The following is a 17,067-nucleotide window of genomic DNA, read 5'->3' on the forward strand; positions in this document are numbered from 1 at the left end:
CTAGGCGGGCGCCCGGTGCCGGACTTGGCCCACAGCGCACCGACTCCGGTCCGGGAGCGCACCGGCCGCCGTCCGGCCGCCGTCAGGCCGTCATCCGGCTGGAGGTTGATCCGGCCGGATGGCGGCCCTCCGCCATTCGGGGTGCGGGGTCGTCGCCGGGCCGGGCCCGTCCGGCGCACGGGCTAGGTTCGGGTCCGTGACCGGCAACGACGCGGTCCTGGCGTTGATGGTCGTCACGGCGCTGGGCTTCGACTTCACCAACGGCTTCCACGACACCGGCAACGCGATGGCGACCTCGATCGTCACCGGGGCCCTGCCGCCGCGCGTGGCGGTCGCGGTCTCGGCGGTGCTGAACCTGGTCGGCGCGTTCCTTTCGACCGCCGTGGCGGCGACCATCGCCAACGGCCTGGTCTCCAGTCAGCAGGTGACCCTGACCGTGGTCTGCGCCGGGCTGACCGGCAGCATCCTGTGGAACCTGGCCACGTGGTACCTCGGGATCCCCTCCAGCTCCTCGCACGCGCTGATCGGCGGGGTGGTCGGGGCGACGGCGGCGGCGGCCGGCGCCTCGGCCGTCAAGTGGCAGGGCCTGGTCTCCAAGGTGATCGTGCCCGCCGCGCTGTCGCCGCTCATCGCCGGCGCGGTGGCCGTGGTGGGCACCGCCCTGGTCTACCGCCTCACCCGCGACGTGCCCGAACGCCCGCGCGCGCACGGCTTCCGGCTGGGCCAGATCGGCTCGGCCTCCATGGTCTCGCTCGCCCACGGCACCAACGACGCGCAGAAGACCATGGGCGTCATCACACTGGCCCTGATCACCAACGGCACCCTTGAGACCGGGGCGAAGGCACCGGTCTGGGTGATCGCCTCCTGCGCGCTGGCGATCGCCCTGGGCACCTACATCGGCGGCTGGCGGGTGATCCGGGCCCTGGGCAAGGGGCTGGTGGAGATCGAGCCGCCGCAGGGGATGGCCAGCGAGTCGGCTTCGGCCGCCGTGATCCTCTGCTCGACCGACTTCGGCTACTCGCTGTCCACCACGCACGTGGCCACCGGATCGATCCTGGGCTCGGGGGTCGGGAAGAAGGGCGCCGTGGTGCGCTGGCAGCTCGCAGGCCGGATGGTGACGGCCTGGCTGTGCACCCTGCCGGCCGCCGCGGTGGTCGGCGCGACGGCCTACTGGATCGCGAACGGGATCGGGGGGACGACCGGCGTGGTGGCGATCTTCCTCGTGCTGGTGCTGGCCTCGGTCGCCTTCTTCGCCGCCTCCCGCCATCCGGCCGTGACACCGGAGAACGTCAACGCCGCGTGGACCGGCTCGGTGGCCCCCGAGCCCGTCACGGAGGAGGTGAACTCGTGAACTCCTGGATCGACCTGGACGCGGTGTGGAAGATCGTCCTGGTGGGCCTGCTCACCGGCGCCGGCCTGCCCGCGCTGTTCGCCCTCGGTCTGCGCCTGCTCAACCCGTCCGGCCCGGCCGGCGAGCCGACCGCCGACCGGCCCACCGCCGGGCCGGTCGCCCTCGTCCTGGCCGGACTGATCTTCGCGGTGGTGCTCACGGCGATCGGCTGGGGCATCGCCGTCATCGTCAGCCACAGCTGACCAGGCACTGAGTGGGCGCCACATGACGCTCATGTACCGCTGTACCGCTGTACCGCTTGAAGGGCGCGGGCATCGCCACCCTGCCCGGCGGCGGCCCCGGCGGCGGCTTCCCCAACGAGGACGGGCCATCGCCCTGATGCCCCCGAAGCCAACTCGCGACCCGGCAAGAGGAGTTCACCCGTGACACCCATGACCAGGTCACCACGCCCTACGGCCTCGCCAGCACCGCCGCCGAAGTCGCCCAGGGCGTCGACCTCGCCGGTCGGCGCGCCCCGCATGATCCCGCCGCCCGCCCAGCGCGCGATGGCCGAGCGGGCCGGCGCCCGCACCGCCGAGGTGCCCGCCGGGCACGCCGTCCACGTCTCCCGCCCGGACGAGGCGGCCGACTTCATCCGGCAGGCTGCCGAGCACTGACGACGAGGGCAATTCTTTCCGATCATCGGATCGTTGATCCGGTCGTGTCGTTGACTGACGCACAGCGGGTGCGCCTGCCCGCCGAGTACGGCTCCCGGAAAGGCGTCCGCTGGAAAAAGCGCGAATGGAAGCGCCTAATCCACGGGCCTCGCGGTAGTAAGGCGGATGTCACAACAACCACTGACTGGCTGTTCCTGCTCTCAGTCATCGTTGACCTCCTTCAATTCCCAGGACAGCTGTTCCGTGTCGTTGAACTCTGCATACGTCAGCTCCAACTTGCATCAGCCTTTGCATAGTCAGCATGGCCTTGCATCGCGGTGTGGAGTTAGCCGGACGTGGTGCATGCGTTAGCGGTTCTGCCTGGCGGTTCTGCTGGGCCACCGGCGATCGGGTTCGAGGTGGCATACGCCACGGACGGGGCAGCAGCGAAACGGAGCACGGCACTGCCAGGCGACAGATGACTCGTTGGACCAGTGGTGGGCGGCGCCATACAGCACCGGCCTCATGCGTCACTTCTCATCGGGCGCGGGCACGTCCCGCAAGCCGTCGTACGCACCCGAGCGAGTTCGGACGCATCTCCGCGCTGTCGTAGTACTGGTGCGGTCTTTCGGCGGCGGGCACACTTTAACTCCACGGTCGCGGCAAAAGGCTTGTCAGCGACTCGAAAACTCCCCCGCGAGGTGAACCATGACCGCCGGTGATCTCGATACCACATTCGGCACGTCCGGAACGGTTACTGTGAACTTCGGCCAGGAATCCATCGCCAACGCACTCGCCATCCAGTCCAACGACAAACTCGTCCTCGTCGGCCGTGTCGGCCCCGTGGCCACCGGCGACTGGGGCATCGCTCGTCTGAAGAAGGACGGAGCCCTCGATCCGAGCTTCGGCACCGGTGGTCTGGTCACCATCAACTTCACCACTGAGGAAGACGTCGCCCGCGCGGTGGCCATCGACTCCAGCGGAAACATCGTCGTCGGCGGATTCGTCGGCTCGGAACCGACAGGCGCCATCGCCTTCGCCCGCCTGACCTCCAGCGGCGCTCTCGACACCACGTTCAACCCGAGCGGCAGCGTCCCTGGCACTGTCACCTATCGCATCGACCCCACTCTCGGCAACGCGGTACGTGCTCTGGTCATCGACTCCTCCGGCAAAATCCTCGGTGTCGGAGTCGCCGGGGCCAACCCGGGCTTGATCCGCCTCAACAGCAACGGCTCCCTCGACACCACGTTCGCCGGGGGCGCGGGCAAGGAATCCGTGTCCATCGGCGCAGCCGGGCACGTGTTCGCGCTCGCGCTGCTGTCCTCGGGCGAGTTCGTCGTCGCCGGGTTCGACACCACCACCACGACCCTGGACGACTTCCTCGTCGCTCAGTTCACCTCCACCGGGTCCCTCGACACCACGTTCGGGAGCAGCGGCTTCACTGACACCGACTTCAACAGCCTCAACGACCTCGCCTTCGCCGTCGGCCTGCAGAGCACCGGAAAGATCGTTCTCGGTGGCGACACCGACTCCACCGACCCCGTCGGGATCAGCGGTGACGTGAAGGCCGGATGGACCCGCTACACCACCGGCGGCGCCCTCGACACCACCTTCGGCACCAGCGGCAAGACCCAGATCAACCCCACCCTGGTCGCGGACGGCGTACGCGGCATCGTCATCGACAGCAGCGACAGGATCGTCTCCGCCGGGTTCATCGGTGAGACCAACTCCCTGACCAGCTTCGCCGACCCCGTCGCCGGCAGCTTCGGCGTCTACCGCCTCACCTCCAGCGGCGCGGCCGACACCAGCTTCGGGGCCGCCGGCGTCGGTTGGGTCCGCACCACCTTCGCCAACGGCGGTGACGGAGGGCGCGCCGTCGGCCTGCAAAGCAGCGGAAAGATCGTCGTGATCGGCGGCGCGACCACCGGCACCCCGCCCCAGCTGAACTTCGCTGCGGCCCGCTACCTCAGCTGACACACCCGGGTAGCCAATCCGCTCCACCGAGGGACCCCTTGCACAGCGGGGGCCCCTCGAAAGTGCAAGATCAAAATGTACAGACCCAGCTCGCAGCGGGCGCCGCATTCCTTCATCCCGGCGCTCGGTACCGCGCACACGTGCAGCGTTGAGCGCCAACGGACAACAGCTGTCCAGTGTCGTCAAAGCCTGCGGATTGAAGCCTTAGTGGTCCGGTCCGGATCCTTCGGGGGTTGATCACACCAACTGTAGGGCGGAGCATCTTCGGGTCCGCCGAGTGCGTGTCGGTCGAGCCGGGCCAGCAGACCGTTCAAGTCGGAAGTGGTGAACTTCCACCGGCATGGTCGCGTCGCGGGGTTGTAGCGGTGTTCGGAGTCTCGGCTCCTGACCTGAGCAAGGTCGGTGAGGTCGTCGTGCGAGAGGACCTTGTGCTTGTTCGAGTGAGCGGCCCTGACCGATTCGTGCCCGGCCAGGGCCGGGCCGGATCGTCAGGGCCGGTTCGGGTCGGGGTGCATCACCATGAAGAGCGACCAGGCGGGCGCGGTCGGGTCGTCCGGGCGGGCGGCGAACTCCTCGAGCAGGGCGTGGAGCCGGGTCTGGAACTCCTCCATCTCCGCCGGCGGCAGGCGCAGCCCGAGCCGGGTGCTGTCGACCTCGGCCGCAGGGGCTAGGGCCAGTTCCTCCAGGAACGCGTCGAGCATCGACCGGTCCTGTGCGGCCGCATCGAGCTGCCAGGACTTCCGCGTCGCCAGATAGGGGATCTCCCGTGCGCCACGCGCGCCGCGTCGTTCCTCCTGGGCCTCCAGAAAACCGGTGCGCACCAGTGTCCTGGTGTGGTGCAGCACGCTGGCGGGATCGCGGCCGAGGATCGCCGCGATCTCCTTGTTGGTGTGCGCCTCGCCGAGGCAGATGCGCAGGATGCGCAGGCGGAGCGCGGAGGCGAGCGCCTTCGCCTCCGCGTCGCTCGCCGGCCTGCGTTCGGTCATGGTCGGCAGTCTACTGAGGGGTCGGGAGGCTAAGTGATTGACAAATCCCAATCACTCTTCCATGGTAGCCCGCATGACTGCTCCCGAGCCCTTGCCCGACCGACCGGCCTACCGTGGCGGACTGTGGCGGCACGTCGACTTCCGTCGGCTGTGGACCGGCGAGACGGTTAGTCAGTTCGGGACGGCCGTCAGCCAGTTGGCCCTTCCTCTCGTCGCCGTCCTGGTGCTGCATGCCAGCACCTGGCAGGTCGGCGTGCTGGCGGCGTGCGAGACCGCTGCGTTCGTGGCAGTGGGCTTGCCGGCCGGCGCATGGGTGGAACGGATGCGCTTCCGTCGGGTGCTGATCGTCAACGACCTTGTCCGGGCCGCCCTGTTGGCCTGGGTCCCGATGGCTCAGCTCCTCGGTGTACTGACGATCGAACAGTTGTACGTGGTCGCGCTCGTCACCGGGGTGAGCACGGTCTTCTTCGACGTGGCCTACCAGTCCTACCTGCCCCAGCTGATCGACCGGGAGCTGCTGGTCGAGGGCAACGCGAAGCTCCAGGCCAGCGAGTCGGTCAGCCAGATCGCGGGCCCGAGCCTCGGAGGCGCGCTGATCCAGGCGCTCACCGCGCCCTACGCGCTGCTCGTCGACGCGGTGAGCTTCCTGTGGTCGGCCGCGTGGGTGACGCGGATCGAGGTCCGGCCGCCACGCCCCGAGCGCAGCCCCGACCCCAACCTGCTGCGGGAGATCCGCGACGGTCTGCGGTTCGTGCTCGGCAACCGGACACTCCGCGCCATCGCCATGTGCACCAGCTCGGCCAACCTCTTCGGTTCGGTGATCTCCGCCGTCTTCTACGTACTGCTCGCCCGCCAACTGCGGCTCTCGCCGGGCGTCATCGGCCTGCTCACCTCGACCGCAGCGGTGGGTGGCCTGATCGGTGCACTGGTGGCCGGACGGTTCGCGGCGAAGGTCGGCCAGGGCCAGGCCATCTGGATCGCGAGCGCGGTCGCCGGACCCTGCGCGCTGGTCACCCCGTTCGTGCAGCGCGACTGGACGCTGGGGCTGCTCGCGGTCGCGCAGACCGCGATGTGGATGGGCATCGTGGTCTACAACATCAACCAGGTCGCCTTCCGGCAGGCGCTGTGCCCGCCCGGGTTGCTCGGCCGGATGAACGCGACGATGCGTTTCCTGGTCTGGGGCGCGATGCCCTTCGGGGCGCTGCTCGGCGGCCTGCTCGGCTCGACGATCGGCGTCCGCGGCACGCTGCTGGCCGGGGCGGTCGGCCGGTCACTCACCTTCCTGCCCGTCCTCCTGTCGCCGCTGCGCCAGATGCGCGAACTGCCGTCCTACGCTGAGCCGGCGGTGGAGGGGAACCCCGCTGCCGGCCCGCTGGTGCCGAGCGAGCCCTGAGGACGAGGCGAGTTCATGCTCGGCACAATCATCAGCCCAGAGCGCAACTGACCAGTGGTCGTCCATGCAGGGGCCTCATGCCTGCTCGATCGCCAGGCGAGCAGGTGTTTTGAGAGCCGGTCGGGCAGTGGGGCGAGAGCCACGAGCCTGGGCAACGAAATCAGAGCGGGCCGGATGGGTGGCCCGGCCAACGAGCGGGACCGGGACCGGGCCGGATGACGGCCGACCACATCCTGCGGCGGCCGTCCGTCACCTTTCGCAGATAGGCGTGAACCTTCGTGTGGTTTAGGGCTGTTGTGCGGGGTACTTGCTGGACCGCACGGCACATTCGGTGCTCGTTCGAGGGGGAACGGGATGGATCTCAGCGCCCTGGTATCCGCGTTGTTGAACGCTCTGGCTCGGGCGGCTCTGGACAAGGAGGGGATGGCTGGCGGCGCCATCACCGGCACAGCTCTGATCGACACGACGCGGCGTCGGCTGCAGCCTCTTGATGGAGGAGTGTCGGCACTGGACTCGTTCCTGAGTGTGCCCTCTGACCAGGCAAGGCGCTTGTTGCTCGGTCGGGTCCTGTCCGAAGTGCTGGGCAGCGACCAGAGCTTCGCCGCGGACGTGGGCAACTGGTTGCCGCCGGCGCCGCCCGAGCCAACGGTGCCGCCCAAGCCCACCTCACCGCCGGGCAGCCCGTACGGTGCCCCATCGGTGAACTCGAGCGGCAACACGTTCACGGGCGGGAAGGGTCCGGCCCGCAACATCACCGTCGGCAACAAGATCACCAACATCACGCGGCAAGGGGACTCGAAGACGATTCTCCTCCTCCTCACTCTCGCGGTCGTTCTCGCCCTGTCCGTGTACGGCGGCGCGAAGGTGTTCTCCGGTCCAGACGGGAATCGGGCGGCCGTGCTCAGTAATGCGAACGCGCAGGCGGTCCTGCCGGATCTGAGCAGCATGCCGACCGGGTGGACCACGGCCTCCCCGCCCGAACTCAGGCCCTGCGGTGACAACCCCAACTGCCCGAAGGCCGCCGGCGCAGCGGAATTCCGCGGCCCCAACAGGGCCTGGGCCAGGTTCGAGATCTCCGGCTTTGATTCGACCGAGACGGCCAGGCAGGGCTACCAGGTCGTGACGCAGGAGAACGACGGGAAGCGGCTGGCGATGGCGCCCACCGGGGACCAGTCCATGGCGTACGAGGTCAGCAGTTCCGACGCCACGACCGTGATCCAGGTGGGAACCACGTTGCTGAGGATCGAACACGGGGCGGGCTACACCACCGGGAGTTACGACATGCCGCTCCTTGAGCGTCTCGCCGCGATGTTCGCCGAACGATCGCAGCAGGCCCAGAACGGACAGACGCCGACCGCACGCGTCGAAGGTAGGTAGACGCGACTCGCCGTCCGGGGTGCGGGTAAGTCGCGCGTCGGCGGAGCCGGGCCCTCCCGGGCCGGGCCTGTCAGGGGCCGTGCCCGGAGGGGCTCGGGGCGGCCAACCCATCGGTCCAACGTGACGAAACCCGGCGACCACGCGCAGGAAACGAAGCATCGTGGCGCAGCATCACTCGAACGAGGTAGCTCCGAAAATCGTTGCCGCTCATGGTCTGGCCGCCACGTCACGGGCTCCACGAACATCGCAACGAGGCTCTCACTCTCGTTGCCCAGGTGGCTCCGGTTCACCATGTCGAACACAGTCAGCCCCCCTCCTGCCCCACCAGCGCCGGGTGCACCGTGGTGTCCGACGTCGCCGGTACGCTTCCCGCGCGGGGCGGGTCAGACCGGCGTCGATCCGACGTGCACGATCTCGTGCTGCCACTGCCCGGGCGGCTGGCGGTGCAGCGTCCAGTAGTGCTCGGCGACCAGGTCCGGGTCGGAGTCCGTGCCCGGGACCATGTGGCAGTCGACGGTGACCGTCCCCACGTGCACGCCTGCGGGCCCGTACTCCTCGTCGAGCAGGCGGGTCAGCGCCCGTACGCCCGCCTTGCCGAGGGACAGGCTCGTGTACCGGGCGTCGGGGCGTGGCATGCCGCCGGTGACCAGGATCGTGCCGCGCCCGCGCCGTGCCATCGCGGGCGCGAGGTGGGTCGCCGCCTCCAAGGCGCCGAGCACGTTCACCGACCAGGCCCGCAGGTGGTCCTCCGCGCCCAGGTCGCCGGGGCGGTCCTGCTGGATGATCGCGGCGTTGTAGACCAGTACCTCGGGCAGGCCGTGCGCGGCCACGGCCGCGTCGAGGGCGGCGTGCAGAGCGGGTGCGTCGGTGCTGTCGGCACGCAGCGGAAGGGCCGATCGGCCCTCGCGGTTCAGCGCGTCGGCCAGATCGACGACGTGGCGGCCGCGCGCGATCAGTGCGACGGGCAGGCCCTCGCGCGCGAACCGGCGTGCCGCCGCGGCCCCGAGCCCCGGACCCGCGCCGACCACGACCACTCCTGACATGGGAATCTCCTCCGTACGACCGGTGTTGGACAGCACGACGGTAGGACCTGACATCCGTGTGAGGAGCAAGCCGTCGTGACGGAGGGCACATGCTGATCGGCGAACTCGCGGCCCGGACCGGCTGCTGCGCTACTACGAGGAGCGCGGGCTGCTGACACCCCGCCGGACGTCGGGCGGCCGCCGCGTGTTCGAGGAGCCCGACGTGGCGCGGGTCGAGGTCATCCGCGCGCTGCTCGCGGCGGGCCTGAACACGGAGACGATCCGCGTCGTCCTGCCGTGCACCAGCTACCGGGGCGGCCGGCTGCTGCCGACCTGCCCGGAGATGCTCGGCCACCTGGCGCGGCAGCAGGCCCGGCAGGCGGCGTCGATCGCCCAACTGGAGCGCTCCCAGCGGGAGATCGCCGGGATCCTCGCCGCCGCCCCACCCGAACTGACCGACCCCGCCCGGCACGCCGCCCTCCACGGCGCCCAGTTCGGCACGTAGTCCTTGAAGAACCAGTCGTAGAGTTCTGCGGCGAGAGCCTTCTTGTCCACGCCCATTGTCGAGCACGCCTCCGATGTGTGCCCAGAAGGGTCACCGGCCCTGCGGAAACACCGCCAACCTGCGCGCCTACCGGGCCCGCCAGCGCGCCGCCGGGCACTGATCCGGGATGTACGGGGCGCGGACGCGGGCCCTCGAGTCCCCGTCGACCGCGGCGGCGACTCGCCGGCCCGGGCCGCTCCGATCCGGCGGCGCTGTCTACCCCCAGTAGCCGGCGTGCACGGCGGCGGCCTCGGTGTGGAGGTACGGCCCCGACACCTCCACGGTGTTCCCGCCGGCCGCGAAGACCTGGCGGCACGGCAGATCGAGCAGTGGCTCCTCAGGATCCACTCCCGCGAGGACGTTCAGCTCGCTCGCCGCGAGCGCGTACACCACTCGCCGGACGCCACTCCAGTAGATCGCGCCGGAACACATCGCACACGGCTCCGTACTCGTGTACAGCGTGGCGTCGGCGAGCTGGGCCGGGGTGAGCGTACGCGAGGCCAGCCGCACCAGGTTGGTCTCCGCATGGCCGGTGACGTCGCGGTCGGTCAGCACGGTGTTCTCGGCCGTGAGCAGGACCTTCCCTGCGGGGTCGGTGAGCAGCGCGCCGAAGGGGTGGTTGCCGTGCTTCCGTGCGCTCGCCGCGAGCTCGATGGCCGCGAGCAGGTGGGCGCGGACCTGATCGGTCATGACGGACTCCTCGATGGTGGAAGACCGAAGGTTATACGTATGACAGCCGCCGTTCCAGCAGCGCCGCCGTGCGGCCCGGGGACGGACTCGGCGCAGGCCTCGGGCGGGGCGAACCAGGACGGCCGGGGCGGCGCGGTCGTCACGCCCGCACTCCGTCCTCCGTAGGCGTGTTCCCGGTGTTTGAGGCTTCGCGGGCGGCGGGCTCCGGTTGCTCGCGGAGGACGAGTGCGGACAGGGGGGCGATCAGGCCGGCCCCTCCCGTGGCGATCCAGGCGGCCCGGTAGCTGCCCCCGTCGCTTCCCCGGCTGACGATCAGGATCAGGATCGTGACGCCGATCGCTCCGCCGATCTGTCGGCGGGCATTGAGAACCCAGGCGGCTCAGGCGCGTACGGCGAGACCGACGAGGGGGGAGCGGACCTGGCCGGGGCCGGTGTCGCCGGCCGATGCCCACCGCCCGATCCTTCCCCCGCGTACTTCAGTCACGACGACGGCAAGACGGTGACGGCTTCTGTCCTCCAGGCCACGCGGCTCGTCGAACGGCGGCGTGCCTGGGGGCAGGCGGTCGGCAGGCCTGGCGCGGAAGGACATGCAGCGGTCACCGGAGTCGTTGCGGTCGACGGTGAAGGTGAGCGTCGGAGTCGGAGTCGGAGTCGGAGTCGGCGGAGCGCGGGTGGGTGCCGAGTTCGGCCTGCCTGCCGAGGATCGATGCGGCACCCGGGCCGGGTCGGTGTCCGGCCCGTGTTTCGCGGTGCGGGGTGGTGCCCGCGGTTACGCCCGGCTGGTCTGCGGGGCGGTGTAGAGGATGCTGCGCGGCTGCACGGTCAGGGGCTGGAGCGTGGCGGGCAGGTCGTGTGTGGCGGTGATCCGGAAGCGGACGGTGGTGTCGCCGTCGGCGTGGATGCGGCCGGTGGGCGGGATGCGGGTGTAGAGGGTGCCGGTCTGCGAGCCCAGGTCCACGGGCTCCCAGTGTCGGGTCGTGGCGTCGAACCGCTCCAGGCGGACGTCGCCGGTCTGGAGGTAGGGGCCGTGCTCGGGGGAGACGACGAGGATCTGCAGGGCCTGCGGGAGGCTGGTGCCGTCGGTGTAGCGGACGGTGAACTCCTGCGGGCGCTGGTCGGCGCCGATGCGGTGTGCGGGCAGCGGCACGATGCGCAGGTCGCCGCCCTGCGTCGTCGCGTCGGAGGGCGAGGACTGCGTGGCGGCCGGCGCCCCGGAGACCGTGGCGGCCATGGCCTGGCCGCCGATGCCGAGGGCGGCGGCGCCGGCGAGGAGGAGGGATGCCGTCACGGTGGCGGCCCGTCGCGTGGTGGTGCGGTTCATGGCTTTCCTTCGTCCCGGTCCCTGGGATTGTCCGGCTCGGACCGGTGTGGGGGGTGAGGGTGGAGGAGCCTCTCGTTGGCTGGAGGCTCGTACTTGAATCTTCAACCAACATAGAGCGGTCCGGCTGAAGGGTCAAGTAACTACTTAAAAATTCAACCACTTGCTCGGGCGGCCGCCAGCCGCGCCCGTTGAGCGGGCGCGGGTCTGTCCAACTTCCGCTTCAGGAACGGGGTTCCAGGTAGTCGCGGATCGCGTCGCGGTTGCGGGTGAGGCAGTCGATGCGTTCGTTGAGCTGGGCCAGTTCGCGCCGGAGCAGGGCGGTCAGTTCCGCCCCGGGGGCGTCCGGGAGGGTCACCGAGCCGTTCAGGCACGGGATGACCGAGCGCAGGGCGCGTGTCGACAGGCCGGAGTCGAGAAGCTCGCGGATCTGCTGGACGCACCGGACCGCGTTGGCGGGGTAGCTGCGGTAGCCGTTGCCCTCCCTGGTGGGGGTGAGCAGGCCCTGTTCCTCGTAGTAGCGCAGCAGCCTCGGGCTCACCCCGGTGCGCCGGGACAGCTCGCCGATCCTCATGTGGGCCACCTCACAGGGCTGGGATTGACTCTCACATCGATGTGAGAGTCCTAGCGTCCCAGTCATGTCGAACGCCACACAACCCGTGCAACCCTCCTCCTCCGTTGCCCCCGGTCCCGTGGGTCCCACCCCAGGCTGGCCCCTCGGCGGGCTGCTCAGCCTGTCGGCGGCGGTGTTCCTGGCCCTGACCACCGAGATGTTGCCGGCTGGTGTCCTCCCTCCGGTGGCCCGCGATCTGGGGGTGTCCGAGGACACGGCCGGGCTCCTGGTCACGGCGTTCGCGTACGCGATGGCCCTGGGGGCGATACCGCTGACGGCGCTCACCCGGGCCCTGCCCCGGCGCTCGTTGATGGTCGCCCTCATGGCCGGGTTCGCGGTGGTCAACGTGCTGACGGCGGTCTCCGGCAGCTTCGCGCTCACCGCCGCGGTGCGGACGGCCGGCGGGCTGCTCGCCGGGGTGTTCTGGTCGACGGCCGCGGCGTACGCGGCGCGGCTGGTCGCCCCCGAGCGGGTCGGCCGGGCGGTGGCGATCGTGTTCGCCGGCCAGGCCGTCGCGTTGACGGCCGGCGTGCCGTTCGGGACGGCCGTCGGCTCGGCGATCGGCTGGCGGACGGCCTTCGGCGGCCTGGCCGTGCTGGCACTGCTGCTCTCCGTGCTGGTGGCGCGGTTCCTGCCCGCGCGGCCCGGCGACCGGGCGCGCGGCGGGACGCGGGTCGGCGCGGTGCTGCGGACGCCCGGCGTCCTGGTCGTCTCGGGTACGACGCTGGTCGTGATGCTGGGCCAGTTCGCGGTCTACACGTACGTCGCAACGTTGTTGGAGGGTGCCGGTCTCGGCGGGGCCGCGATCGGCTGGGCGCTGCTGGCCTACGGCGCGGCGGGCGCGGTGGGCGTCGGGGCGGCCGCGACGCTGGTGGACCGCCGTCCGCGCGCGGCGGTGCTGGGCGGGCTCGGCCTGCTGGAGGGGGCCGTGCTGGTCCTCGCGGTGGCCGGACGTTCCACGGTGCTCGTCCTGGTGGCCGTCGCCGCGTGGGGGCTGGCCTTCGGGGCGCTGCCCACACTGCTGCACGCGGCGGTGGTGCGCGCGGCCCCGGCCGCCCCCGAGGTCGCCGATTCCGTGCTCAACTCCGGCTTCAACATCGGCATCGGCACCGGCGCGATCCTCGGCGGCCAGGTCCTCGCCCGGGCCGGGATCGGGGCGGTGCCGTGGACCGCGCTCGCCCTGCTCGTCGCCGGCGCGGCGGTGGCGCTGGCGGCCCGCCGAACGGGGTTCCCCGAACTGAGGGCGGGGGAGTCGGGCTGACAACGGCCGCCCGGGCCCGACACCGTCGAGGAGCGCGTCGGCTCGGCGGCGGGCGAGGCGGCGCGGGGCCCGGGCGGGGTGCTTGCCCACCCGTGGCCGAGATCCCCTCGACCCGCCGCCCGGGAGTGTCAGTGGTGTGCGGTTGAGTGTGGCCATGACCGTTCACGAACTCGTGGCCGCCCTGCCCGGGCCCGACGAACTGCGCGCCCGCTGCCGGGCTCTCGCGCTGCTGGATTCGATCGTCTCCGCCCCTTACGACCCCGACCACATGTTCGCGGTCGACTGGCGTCCGGGCGTCGACCTGGCTCACATGGAGAACGGCTCCGGCGACCAGTACGCGGTCGTCTTCGACCCGGCCGGGGTGTTCCTCTACGGGTTCGACCACGAGAGCGACGCAACTCCGTGGCGGGAGGCGGACCGGGCGCACTGGCCGGGCCTGCTCGACGGCCTGCCCGCCCCACTCGCGCACTACGCGCAGGTGCCGGAGTTCCAGTTCGACGGATTCTTCGACGCGACCGTCTGCGCCTGGCACGAGACGGGCTCCGCCGGGTGGCAGTGCGGCCCGGTCGAATTCGCCGACGGTGAAACCGACGGCGCCAATTGGCTGTTCGAACTCCTCACCGCCGCCGACGGCACCCGGGCGTTCGTGGGCTTCGCCGAGGACTACTACGAGCGGCCCGTCGACCGGGAGGCGGTGGAGTCCGTGCTGACGGGCGCCCCGCTCGACCGCCGTACGGTCGCCGCCCTCGCGCCCGACGCGGACTTCGACGCCATCGCCGCGCGCGCCCGCGCACTGGGTCACCCCGTGCAGGACGCCTGACGACGCGACGGGCCGCTGGCCGGAGCCCCCGCCAGCGTGCTCGTCGCGGTGTCAGCGTCGGATGTCGGCCGCGAACCGCTCGGCGTTGGTGAAGGGCAGGTCGCGCTCGTCGATGGTGTGCGGGTCGGCGGCGAGGACGGAGCCGGTGGGCAGGTGGAGCAGGCCGGCGTGCTCGGGTTCGGTGATCACCGCGATGGCTCTCAGCGGGTGTGGGCGATCCGTGAGTTGACCGCGCACCACTGGCCCTTCGTCATGTCTCCGGTCTTGTTGTCCGGCACGTCGAAGTCCGCTACGGCGCCGGGAAGGCCCCGTCCGTCCGTCCGTCCGCCCGCCCGTCCGCCCGTCCGCCCGTCCACCCGGACGGGGTGTCAGACCACGGCGAGCCGGTCGACCAGCAGCTCCACCCTCCGCTCGGCCTCCGCCGGCGGCAGCCGTCCCGCCCGGGTCAGGGTGGCCAGTCCGTGCAGGGCCGCCCAGAACACCTCGGTGAACAGCCCCGGGTGGACGCCGTCCCCGGCGACCTCGCCGAGGCTTTCCAGCAGGGCGGCGAAGCCGTCCTTCAGCTGCTCCGGGGTCTCCTCGACCGCGAAGGGCAGGCCGCCGTCGAGCTGGAACATGGCGTCGTAGACCGCCGGGTTGCGTTCGGCGAAGTCGAGGTAGGTGCGGGCGAGGGCGGTGACCCGGGCGCGCGGGCCGTCCGCGGCCGAGGTCGCGGCCCGCAGTGCCGAGGCCATCTCGGCGGCACCCTCCAGGGCGACCGCGCCGATGATCTCGCGCTTGCCGCGGAAGTGGCTGTAGAGGACGGGCTGGCTGTATTCGATGCGCTCGGCGAGCCGGCGGGTGGTGACCGCGTCCCAGCCCTGCTGCTCGGCGAGTTCGCGGGCCGTCGCCACGATCAGGCGCTCGCGGGCCGCCCGTTCGCGTTCCTTGCGTTCCTGTACTGACATGCCCCGATCCTAGCAGCGCTAGACAAGTGAGCGGCGGCAGTACTAGCGTTGCCTCATCACCTAGCGGTGCTAGATTCCAGGAGGGGTCAGAATGCTCGACGCACTCGAGGTCGTCACCATCGTGGTCGTCGGAGTGATGGTGGGGGTGGAGTTCTCCGTCGCCTTCGTCCTCAACCCGATCTTCAACGCACTCCCCGACGACAGCAACCAACGCGCCCGAAGCCACGGCGGCCGGATGCTCGGCGCCGTGATGCCGTTCTGGTACATCGGCTCGCTCGTCCTCGCCGCGCTCTGGGCCGTCGCCGGATGGCACCGCCACGGCACCGGCCTCGTCGTCATCGCCGCCGCGCTGCTGATCCTGAGCGTGATCATGTCGCTCCTGCTGCTCGTCCCCATCAACAACCGGGGCAAGACGTGGACCCCCGAGAACCGGCCCGAGGACTGGAAGGAGCAGATGAACCGCTGGGACCGCTTCCACTACGCCCGCGTCGCCGTCATCATCGCCGCCTTCGCCCTGCTGGCCGCCGCCCTCGCCTGATCCCGCGACGGACCGGGTCGGTCGGGCGGAAGCGGCGGGCGACGGAGCCTGGACCAGGTCGCGGTGCCGTACACCTCCGCGCATATCGCGTCCTGGGCGCCGTCCGCAGTCGCGCGCGGATCGTACTCGTAAGATCCTTGCGGCTGTTGCCGTCAAGGTGTGGGGGACGACGTACATCATGGGGATCTCGGAACACTCCGCCGCTGCGGGCGTGGACGACGAGGGGGCGTCGCGGCGCCGTCCCGGTCGGCGGACGCTGCTGACCGGAGGGCTCGCGCTCGCGGTGGCCGGCGGCGCCGGGTGGGCGTTGTCGCGGCACGGCAGGAAGCCGGGGGCCGCCGCACCGGCCGATCCACCGAGGCCGCTGCGGGAGGCGCCGACGCCGATCGCCCCCCGACCGGACTCCGGTGCGCCGAAGCCGCTGTGGTCGCACACGGCGGACGAAGACCTGGTGCCCGCCTCGACGCTGGTCGCGAACGGAACCCTCGTCACGCTGGGTTCCCATCTGACCGCGATCGACACCGCGACCGGCACGGTGAGGTGGGCCGGGCAAGGTGTCAACACGCTGTACACGGCTGCCGGTGCCGGGTTCGTGTTCGTCGGCTCCTTCCAGGGCGCCACCGGGTACGAGGCGGCCACCGGCACGGAGAGCTGGCGCAACATCAACCGCGAGGCCAACGCCGACGACCTCACCACCGTCTACGCGCTCCGCGCCGACGACAACGTGCTCTACACCGTCGCCCACGCCAGGCCGGCCAGGGCCACCACGGCGCCGACGCCCGTCCTGGTGGCCTTCTCGATCGACACGCACGAGAAGCTCTGGTCCCAGCCGCTGACGGTGGGAGACCGGGCGCAGTACCTCAACTGTGCCGTCGAGGGCGGCAACTTCTACCACACCGACGGCAACTGCGACCTGGTCGCCCGCAACGGCCAGGACGGCCGACAGCTGTGGCGCGCCCAGACCGGCGCCGTCGACACGATCCCGCCCGCCGCCGACGACGGCCAGGCCTACTGCCTGGCGGGCAAGAAGGCACTTCGGGCGGTGAACCTGGCCGACGGCCGCACGTTGTGGGAGATCGACGCGGCCGATGGTGCGACCGGGACGTTCCCCCCGGTGACGGCCGCGAACGGCGTGGTCTACGGCGGGAACGGAACGGCGGCGGCCTGCGCCTGGAACGCGCGGACCGGACGACAGCTCTGGACCTGCCCGATGCCGTTCCGGCCGTCCGAGACCGAGCCCGTGCTCGTCCAGGACACCCTCTTCGTAGCCGGTCTGGGCACCGAAGGCGTCCACGCGGTGGACGCGAAGACGGGCCGCCCACGGTGGACCTTCACCGTGGACACCTACCCGGTGACCAGGGAGAACCAGAAATGGGGACTGGCCACCGACGGCCAACGGCTGCTCGCGAAACTGGGCTCGACCATCTTCGCGCTGCCGCCCGCCTGATTCGGTCGGGTCGGTGCGGTCGGCCTGGTCGGTCCGGACCTGCACTCCGCCTCCTCGCGGTAGCCGAGTTCGAGGGGCCGGGAGCCCGGACGCGGGGAGGGGATGCGGCTGGACCCTGCGTCCGGGCACGGTGGTGGGCCACAATGAGAAC

At 71.0% G+C, this 17,067-nt stretch carries 17 protein-coding genes and 1 pseudogene; 11 read left to right on the forward strand and 7 right to left on the reverse strand.

From position 1 onward, the window contains the following. The first annotated feature begins 196 nt into the window (after positions 1 to 196). The 4 genes from J0670_RS09830 to J0670_RS09845 all read left to right on the forward strand — a co-directional run bounded on the left by J0670_RS09830 (position 197) and on the right by J0670_RS09845 (position 3,960). Positions 197 to 1,351, forward strand: coding sequence for an anion permease (locus J0670_RS09830; protein ID WP_307806459.1), 1,155 nt, complete (start codon positions 197 to 199; stop codon positions 1,349 to 1,351). Then, positions 1,348 to 1,593 (forward strand): hypothetical protein, encoded by a 246-nt coding sequence (locus J0670_RS09835; RefSeq protein WP_207811079.1) that lies wholly within the window; start codon positions 1,348 to 1,350, stop codon positions 1,591 to 1,593. Before J0670_RS09830 ends, J0670_RS09835 begins: the two co-directional genes overlap by 4 nt. 276 nt (positions 1,594 to 1,869) lie before the next feature. Beyond that, positions 1,870 to 2,007, forward strand: coding sequence for a hypothetical protein (locus tag J0670_RS09840; RefSeq protein WP_207811080.1), 138 nt, complete (start codon positions 1,870 to 1,872; stop codon positions 2,005 to 2,007). A gap of 687 nt (positions 2,008 to 2,694) precedes the next feature. Beyond that, positions 2,695 to 3,960 carry a delta-60 repeat domain-containing protein gene (locus tag J0670_RS09845; RefSeq protein ID WP_207811081.1) on the forward strand — a complete coding sequence of 422 codons (1,266 nt, stop codon included), beginning with the start codon at positions 2,695 to 2,697 and terminating at the stop codon, positions 3,958 to 3,960. A gap of 488 nt (positions 3,961 to 4,448) precedes the next feature. On the opposite strand, the gene J0670_RS09850 is transcribed toward J0670_RS09845, so the two are convergent. Further along, positions 4,449 to 4,946, reverse strand: a complete 498-nt coding sequence (locus J0670_RS09850; protein ID WP_207811082.1) for a transcriptional regulator — start codon at positions 4,944 to 4,946, stop codon at positions 4,449 to 4,451. Positions 4,947 to 5,019: 73 nt separating this feature from the next. On the opposite strand from J0670_RS09850, the gene J0670_RS09855 reads away from it, so the two are divergent. Together J0670_RS09855 and J0670_RS09860 are read left to right on the forward strand one after the other, a co-directional pair. Beyond that, on the forward strand, positions 5,020 to 6,339 hold the full coding sequence (locus J0670_RS09855; protein ID WP_243436787.1) for an MFS transporter: 1,320 nt from the start codon (positions 5,020 to 5,022) through the stop codon (positions 6,337 to 6,339). A gap of 354 nt (positions 6,340 to 6,693) precedes the next feature. Then, the gene (locus tag J0670_RS09860) at positions 6,694 to 7,716 is read left to right on the forward strand and encodes a hypothetical protein (protein ID WP_207811084.1); all 1,023 of its coding nucleotides are present in this window, start codon (positions 6,694 to 6,696) and stop codon (positions 7,714 to 7,716) included. 383 nt (positions 7,717 to 8,099) lie between these two features. Here the strand turns inward: J0670_RS09860 and J0670_RS09865 are convergent, their stop codons facing one another. Then, positions 8,100 to 8,759, reverse strand: coding sequence for an SDR family NAD(P)-dependent oxidoreductase (locus tag J0670_RS09865; protein WP_207811085.1), 660 nt, complete (start codon positions 8,757 to 8,759; stop codon positions 8,100 to 8,102). A gap of 109 nt (positions 8,760 to 8,868) precedes the next feature. Between J0670_RS09865 and J0670_RS09870 the strand changes: the two are divergent. Continuing rightward, a pseudogene (locus J0670_RS09870) lies at positions 8,869 to 9,243 on the forward strand (MerR family transcriptional regulator); the annotation flags it as partial. 255 nt (positions 9,244 to 9,498) lie between these two features. Here the strand turns inward: J0670_RS09870 and J0670_RS09875 are convergent. From J0670_RS09875 to J0670_RS09885, 3 genes are all read right to left on the reverse strand, one after another. Further along, the gene (locus J0670_RS09875; protein WP_207811086.1) at positions 9,499 to 9,972 is read right to left on the reverse strand and encodes a nucleoside deaminase; all 474 of its coding nucleotides are present in this window, start codon (positions 9,970 to 9,972) and stop codon (positions 9,499 to 9,501) included. Between the two features lie 769 nt (positions 9,973 to 10,741). After that, positions 10,742 to 11,293: a hypothetical protein gene (locus J0670_RS09880; RefSeq protein ID WP_207811087.1), complete on the reverse strand. Its 552-nt coding sequence runs from the start codon at positions 11,291 to 11,293 to the stop codon at positions 10,742 to 10,744. A 220-nt stretch (positions 11,294 to 11,513) separates the two neighbouring features. Beyond that, positions 11,514 to 11,864, reverse strand: coding sequence for a MerR family transcriptional regulator (locus J0670_RS09885; protein ID WP_207811088.1), 351 nt, complete (start codon positions 11,862 to 11,864; stop codon positions 11,514 to 11,516). Between the two features lie 118 nt (positions 11,865 to 11,982). Between J0670_RS09885 and J0670_RS09890 the strand changes: the two genes are divergently transcribed. After that, positions 11,983 to 13,164, forward strand: coding sequence for an MFS transporter (locus J0670_RS09890; RefSeq protein WP_207811089.1), 1,182 nt, complete (start codon positions 11,983 to 11,985; stop codon positions 13,162 to 13,164). Between the two features lie 154 nt (positions 13,165 to 13,318). Further along, entirely contained in the window at positions 13,319 to 13,984 is a 666-nt protein-coding gene (locus J0670_RS09895; protein ID WP_207811090.1) for a hypothetical protein, read from the forward strand. Positions 13,985 to 14,035: 51 nt separating this feature from the next. Here the strand turns inward: J0670_RS09895 and J0670_RS09900 are convergent, their stop codons facing one another. Then, positions 14,036 to 14,173 carry a hypothetical protein gene (locus J0670_RS09900; RefSeq protein ID WP_207811091.1) on the reverse strand — a complete coding sequence of 46 codons (138 nt, stop codon included), beginning with the start codon at positions 14,171 to 14,173 and terminating at the stop codon, positions 14,036 to 14,038. A gap of 179 nt (positions 14,174 to 14,352) precedes the next feature. Further along, entirely contained in the window at positions 14,353 to 14,931 is a 579-nt protein-coding gene (locus J0670_RS09905; protein WP_207811092.1) for a TetR/AcrR family transcriptional regulator, read from the reverse strand. Positions 14,932 to 15,022: 91 nt separating this feature from the next. On the opposite strand from J0670_RS09905, the gene J0670_RS09910 reads away from it, so the two are divergent. Together J0670_RS09910 and J0670_RS09915 are read left to right on the forward strand one after the other, a co-directional pair. Next, positions 15,023 to 15,469 (forward strand): DUF1772 domain-containing protein, encoded by a 447-nt coding sequence (locus J0670_RS09910; protein ID WP_207811093.1) that lies wholly within the window; start codon positions 15,023 to 15,025, stop codon positions 15,467 to 15,469. Between the two features lie 178 nt (positions 15,470 to 15,647). Next, positions 15,648 to 16,916, forward strand: coding sequence for a PQQ-binding-like beta-propeller repeat protein (locus J0670_RS09915; RefSeq protein ID WP_207811094.1), 1,269 nt, complete (start codon positions 15,648 to 15,650; stop codon positions 16,914 to 16,916). Positions 16,917 to 17,067 lie beyond the last annotated feature (151 nt).

Source organism: Streptomyces sp. FH025 (assembly GCF_017427025.1).
Lineage (GTDB): Bacteria > Actinomycetota > Actinomycetes > Streptomycetales > Streptomycetaceae > Kitasatospora.